The following is a 6,540-nucleotide window of genomic DNA, read 5'->3' on the forward strand; positions in this document are numbered from 1 at the left end:
AGTTTGCGCATGATACTTTGGATATTTTCATCATTAAAGCGGAAATAGCCGTTCTTCCAGGCCAGTGCTTCTTCGATATTTGCGTCAGCTATCGTTAAGCTACCATTTCTTAAAACAGACATTTTCCCGGGGACAAGCTGCTTCATTTCACCGGCTAAGTTTGTAACCTTAATGCTGCCTTCTGCCAAAGTGGTTCTGACAGTCGGCTCCTCGGAATAGGAATTGATATTGAAATGGGTGCCCAATACCTGGACAGACTGTATAGCTGTTTTGACAATAAATGGATGAAGTTTGTCCTTTGCTACCTCAAAGTAGGCCTCACCGGTCAGTTGAACAACTCTTGTCTTTTGCATTTCAAAGCTTGCCGGATAGGTCAGGGAGGATGCGGAGTTAAGCCATACCTTTGTGCCGTCGGGTAGCGTTACCTGCCACTGGCCTCCGTTAGGCGTGGTGATATTATTGGCATTTACGGGATCGGAGGTCCCGCTACCTTCCTTGATTTTATAGGTAATTTGCCCGTTAGCTGTTTTGATTACCTGTATCCCTGATTGCAACGCAAGCTGTCCGTTGGCGGCATTATTCAATGTTATTTTGTGGCCATTTGAAAGGGTGAGGATGGCCTTGTTGGTACCGGGGCGAATATCATGCGCATACGGCAAACTGGTTTGGCCTGCTTCCGGAAGTATAAATTTGATCAAAACGGTTAAAATCATGCCGATGGTCACCGCTGCGACGAGAATGGATAATCCGATTTTCAGGAATGCGGTATGGTTGCCCGGCAGTTCTCTGAATACGCGGCTACCGATTGCCCTGATCTTTGCCGGCGTTATATCTAACTCCCGCTCATTGTACTGAAGGTACCAGGCTTCCAGCAAGGCTTTTTCTTCTTCGGTGGAGGTGCCTTCGTGGTATTTTTTGAAAAGCTCTTGAAGTTCTTCCTTTTTCATCATTGAGATTATGGATGGTCAATTTTAATACATGACGGGAATACAATCCGTAAAAGGAAGAAGCAAGGCGAAATAATTAACAAGACGTTTTAAATTAATGAAATGCTGGCAACTAAATTTGGGTATATAATGGCTTATTGGGGAGTAGTATTGGGATATGTGTGCTACTATATTTTTCCCAACTTGCTTTATTCCCGGAAGAACAAATCGGTTGGTCATTGAGATGTTTAAAGATTTATTTATTTGGCTGCATATAAGTATAGCCTAGGATTAGGCTCGGTAGTTGTAGTTTTTAATTAGTCGTTTAGGGATGTGATTTAGGGGTCTGTCAAAATCAGTCGTTCGTCTCATGAAATCTATCTCCCGATCATAAAATTCCTGAGCTTTTAACGTGCCTTTAACCTGCCTTGTCCAGCTGCAGACCAAAAAAAATACAGACCTCATCCGGTCAACGGACCCGTAAACTTTGGCCACTGGCCAGGCATCGATAAATTTTTTTAGACCGGCACTCCATTTACGGTTAACAACATTAGCCAGGCCATAACCAGTTATGCCCAGTTCATAACTGCTCATAAAGCCTTCTTCTCTGCATATAGGTATTATATTTTCATAAATACGTGTGGCATTAACATAATCATACCTTTTGGTAAAACTGTGTGCCAGATAGATTGTAAAGCGGGTGTACCTTTCCATGACTAAGCTCCGTTTTTCGGGGTCTGCCAATAACGGCTCATAGTAAGAAAGCGCTTCATTGAAATGAAGTTCAGCTTTTGGATAGTCTTGTTGATAATTATAGCACGTTCCTAAATCGCCGGTGTATGTCTTAAAATAAAATTCATCTCCAATTTCGCAGGCCATCTTCCGTGCTTCCAGGTAGTGTTTTTCTGCAAGGCCGGCATCTCGGTCGTTAGGGTCCTTCAAATAAGATTTACCGATTACTTCATCGGTAAGCATAAGTAAAGTTTTGTCTTTCTCCGTTGACTCATCTGCATTTCGGCAGACTTCCGCATAGGACCTTGCTACTGCAGTGAATCCTGCCGCTAGGAACAGATGTCCGAGGCAGACGTTCGCATGGTTAAACGGAGCCTTATTAAAAGATGCATTGATCCAGTCGGATGTGATAGTGTACCAACCCTTTTGTTCAGCACAATCATAAAACGGAACCTTAAGCCTATTATAGAGCGCAGATATCAGAATGTCAAAATCACACTTCAGTGCTTTGATTGATAAAAAGCGGCCCCTAAGCAGGTGTGCATGGTCATCGGCTATTACTTCCGGTAGGGCGGCGTTCTGATAAGCAATATGATAGACCGATTTGTTGCATGACGGCAATGCTAAAATTGCCGGTTCAATATCAAAATGGTCTGAAAAGCTATAGCCCATGAATAAGATATTCTCGAATTGTATGCTTGTCAGGATGTTTTCGAGGAATTTCCCCATTATACCAAGGTTCTTTTTGCTTGCGATCCTAGAAATGGTAGTCAGGATGCTGTTTATGTCACCCGAGGTGCCGTGAATCTTTAAAACCAGAATTTTGTTTGGGTAATCATCTGGTTGAAAGGTTTCGAGTTCGCTTATTATGTGAAAATCAACTGTCTCCGTAAGGCCCTGATCAGCTAAGGCTATTTCTATGTTTCGATCGAAGTTGGTAGTTATGATAATCTTTAAGAAATTGTTTTTTGCCAGCCATGCAATAAAGTTGTGGTTTGCATTTGGATTAACAAGGTCAAAAACTTTAAGCAAGGGGATGATGTTGACCCTTTCCTGGAGGTTTTCCATTATTGCTTCGAACGGAAAAGCGGTGTTGAATAATAAACGAATATGCTCGGGGTATGCGCCTAACTTTGTTAGCACATCTGTTAGCAAAGGCTGTACACTTGGAATTCCTGATCTACGGGAAACTCCTGCACCACAGAAAACAATAAATTTCCTCTCCTGTATTATTTGATAAATGACGTCATCAGTTTTCATAGTAATTCTGAGGTTGCAATATGCATCTACTAATCCTACAGGCACCAGATGCCGATCCGGAAGATAATAGTTGAAAAAAAGGAATGAAAAAATTAAAGCTACCGTTTTAGAACAGTAGCTTTTTTTTCTTTATTTTTTCTCGGGGATCTCACTCCACTTTTTCCATTCTAAACTGGCATAAAAACTGTCCTTACCGTCCTTATACTTTTTAAATATCCAGTCAATAATGGACAGTACATCGCTGACACCAAATGAAGGAGCGGCTTGTGCTTTAACCTTAAGGTCAGCAAAGATGCGCTTATTAAATACGTCAGCGCGATCAATTAGTGTGTTCAGCGCTTCAGAATAGTTATTACAGATCTTTTTTTTCGTTGTGAAAATTGTCTTGCTATCACGAATCTCTTTAAAGGTTGAGTTAAAATCAGTCTGCAAATCGATATAAGTTTTTGATAGCTCCAGCAAGGTGTCGGCACTTAACTTGTATTTTGGATCTTTGGCCATCTCAATGTATTCGTAGGTTTTTTCCCGTACTTTTTGATTGAATGCAGAGATGTCCTTAGATTTATCACAATCGATTTTTGCGATTTGCGCCTTCGCCTGGTAAATAAATAAAGGTAATAACAGCAGTAAAAGATACTTTTTCATAATTAAAGGGTTTAAGTTATTGAGGTAATATAAAGGATTTCGTTATGGACATTTCGGTATCGTCTACAAAGTGAATAATTGCCGTGACAGGGAAGTCGCCCCAAACATCGGTAAGCCTGAATCTGAAGTTGGAATCACTTTCGTCACTTCGCAAATAACGCTTTCCAAAAGTTACATCCGCAACATACCGGACATATTTGATCTGCTGAAATATAGCGGCGTCACTAAAGTTCCCCTTTCCTGTTGGCGCTATATTGAGCCTTACAACAAACTTTTTCGTGGTATCATCTTGTGTAAATCCGGGCTCTACAGTGACAATCAGATCGATTTGTCTTTGTAAAGTATCCGATAACGGGAAATCTCGCTTGTTTTTTACCCAGGATGCCGTATTAAAAACGGTCTTACCCAATATATATCCGCTTTCTACTTCTTTTATTCTTTCCAGATATGGTGGATGCAAAGCATCACTGTCTACCCAGTGATAGGGTTCGAAAACGATGGAATCCGGATCAAATCCATTCCTGCTGCACCAAAAGCCATTATGCCAATCGGCGTCCAGTTCCATCTGCCTGGTTAAAACACTGTCATTGATATGACCATCTCTGAAATGTCCTATCTCATGTGCCAGGATAGATATTGCCGCGACCTTAGAGATTGTAGCGAAGCGTTCGCCATTGAAAATTATCGCAGGCTGGCCGCTTTCAGTATAGCCACAGCAGGCAAAGTCGAGATCTGCTGACTTTGCATCACCGATAAAAAGCGGGAGGTGCCTTTGTCCACAATAAGCGAACATTCTTGTAATAAGATCAGTGTAGTAGTCAGAGGCTTTATGCGTACGATCTAAAATTGTCGGCGAGATCGGTAACGGACTGAAGCTGCAGACTACATGCATTTTTCTTGCCGGATCTTTTGCAAGGATCAATAACGGTAGCAATAAAAATACAGGGGTGAGATATCTTTTCATAATGTGATATTTTAGTTTAGGCTGGTCTAATATAAGTGATAAATTTCTGATTTACAACAGTTTCTAAAAAATAACTTATAAGCAATAATATATCATTTTCATGTAAAAAAATGATAGCATGGATAGAAATTAGAAGTTGAGAATCGGCTATAATAAACGGAGAAATGGTTAGAATCCGATTAAGACAGCAATAAAAATAATAATCCCCAGTTTTGTTTTTAAAATACGAAGGGCATTATTCACCTGTTTCGAAACGTTGTTCTCGGAGACATTTAGCTGTTGGGCAATCTCTTTATGGGAGAAGTTTTCTTGCCTGCTCATTTCAAATATCACTCTCATTTTTGCTGGCAGCGCCTGGATGGATTGCTCTATGTAAGCTTTGAGTTGGTTTTCCCTTACAAGATGATCTGTAGGTGCACTGGAATGGTTACTCAAATAGTCTTTAAGAGAATCAATGTATTTGGATTCCACCTGCTGATGAGCAAACAGGTCGAAAATCTTATTTCTTACCGCGGTGTATAAATAACCGGCGAGATTACTGTCAGGTAAGCCTGATTCTCTCTTAAACCAGAGCGTGGCGAACAGGTCCTGGATAATGTCTTTTGCCTGTTCTTCGTTACGGAGTTTTTTGTAGGCGTGGACATACAGGAGGTAGAAATAGCGGTGGTAGATTTCGGTATAGGCGGCATGGTCCGATTCTTTCAGGAGTTGGAGGAGGGTGCTGTCGGAAAGAGTTTTGTAATCTATCATTGGCCCACATTTCTTTCGATTTTCGAAAAATGAGCCTCGTTCAGGATAGAAAGTAAAAGGGCCAAAGAAATAGGGCACGGTAACTTACTATTCTCTACCACAAGGCTCTAGTGGGCCTACCACCTTTTGGGTGGCTCCAAGTAAAGAAATAAGCAAGCACCGTACCCTATCACTTGTATAGGGAACAGATGCTGTACTTACCTCGCTTGGATAAATTTACTAGATTTAGTGGCGAAGCTCGTTTAACAGTGCTCTTATGTTCTATGTTGAGTACTGCAAAATTATAAATTATACTTAGACTTTTACCCTCTTATTAATTGAATAAAGTAGTGTTAAAAGTCACAGGATTAATTTCTTATTAAATTCAAATATACTATTTTGGATAAAACTATCAAAAAATCATAGTAAATACTATTATTAAACAGTAGTATTGAGGGACCGACCGACATTTCTCTTTTAGGAGATTTGTATATGGCTGTTGTAATAGGTAAAATTATTCATGAATTAGTTAAAAGCAGCGGTCTAAAAGCAAAGATCGTAGCTGACTATATTAATGTAAGCCAGTCAACGCTCTTCGGTATTTACAAAAGAGATTCTGTAGATATTGATAAGCTTATTCTATTTTCAAAGCTTCTCAATCAAAATCTTTTTATATACTACTTGAATGAAGAGCCTTTGAAAAGCATGTTCGGCAAGGATATGATAGAACTTAAAAGCCACATTCTTGAACTTGAAAATGAATTAAAAACAAAAGACGAGAAACTTAAAGATCTAACAGAGATAATTGAAGCTCATAAAAAGATAATTTCATTACATGAAGCGAATGTCTCCAAGGCGACAAGAAAGTCTAATAAGTAAGAATAGTTGGTTTTAGATTCTGCTTTGGCGTTGCTTTCGGCACGGGCTTTTCGTTACAAGTCCTCGCTATGGCTGTGGGCTTTTCACTGCATGCTCCACCGAACAATATGATCCGTCACAATCCTTAAGAAGTTAACAAACTATTTAGCAGCAGCGATTTTATAAGACTACACCTAACCGAGTACTTTATTACTAATTTTAATAATTAAATAAGACAAATTCTTTTAACTCGGTGGGTTAAGGATCAAGTTCAACAAAATCTCCAAGTATGGAAACAGCCTCTTTTTATCTAATGTATTCGGGTAGGTGCAAGCCGTTCTAATCAACCAAATAAGTTTGAACTTAAATAGCGATCCCCTCTGTCGCAGGCGATAAATACGATAAGGCCGCTTTCTAATTCATCGG

The 6,540-nt window shown here is 39.9% G+C and carries 6 protein-coding genes; 1 reads left to right on the plus strand and 5 read right to left on the minus strand.

The window, feature by feature from the left end; genetic code table 11:
* From KXD93_RS30435 to KXD93_RS30455, 5 genes are all read right to left on the minus strand, one after another.
* Positions 1-950 (minus strand): FecR family protein (locus KXD93_RS30435; protein WP_258141338.1); only part of this gene is annotated, 950 nt, incomplete at its 3' end.
* Between the two features lie 267 nt (positions 951-1,217).
* Positions 1,218-2,918, minus strand: a complete 1,701-nt coding sequence (locus KXD93_RS30440; RefSeq protein ID WP_258141339.1) for an SIR2 family protein — start codon at positions 2,916-2,918, stop codon at positions 1,218-1,220.
* 129 nt (positions 2,919-3,047) lie between these two features.
* Positions 3,048-3,563, minus strand: coding sequence for a hypothetical protein (locus tag KXD93_RS30445; RefSeq protein ID WP_258141340.1), 516 nt, complete (start codon positions 3,561-3,563; stop codon positions 3,048-3,050).
* A gap of 16 nt (positions 3,564-3,579) precedes the next feature.
* Positions 3,580-4,527 carry a pYEATS domain-containing protein gene (locus KXD93_RS30450; protein WP_258141341.1) on the minus strand — a complete coding sequence of 316 codons (948 nt, stop codon included), beginning with the start codon at positions 4,525-4,527 and terminating at the stop codon, positions 3,580-3,582.
* 168 nt (positions 4,528-4,695) lie between these two features.
* A complete protein-coding gene (locus tag KXD93_RS30455) occupies positions 4,696-5,277 on the minus strand; it encodes an RNA polymerase sigma factor (protein WP_258141342.1) in 582 nt (193 codons plus the stop codon).
* Positions 5,278-5,748: 471 nt separating this feature from the next.
* Here KXD93_RS30455 and KXD93_RS30460 point away from each other — a divergent pair, with 471 nt between their 5' ends.
* Positions 5,749-6,135 (plus strand): helix-turn-helix domain-containing protein, encoded by a 387-nt coding sequence (locus KXD93_RS30460; protein WP_258141343.1) that lies wholly within the window; start codon positions 5,749-5,751, stop codon positions 6,133-6,135.
* The last annotated feature ends 405 nt before the right edge of the window (positions 6,136-6,540 follow it).

This window comes from Mucilaginibacter phenanthrenivorans (genome assembly GCF_024721155.1).
Lineage (GTDB): Bacteria > Bacteroidota > Bacteroidia > Sphingobacteriales > Sphingobacteriaceae > Mucilaginibacter > Mucilaginibacter phenanthrenivorans.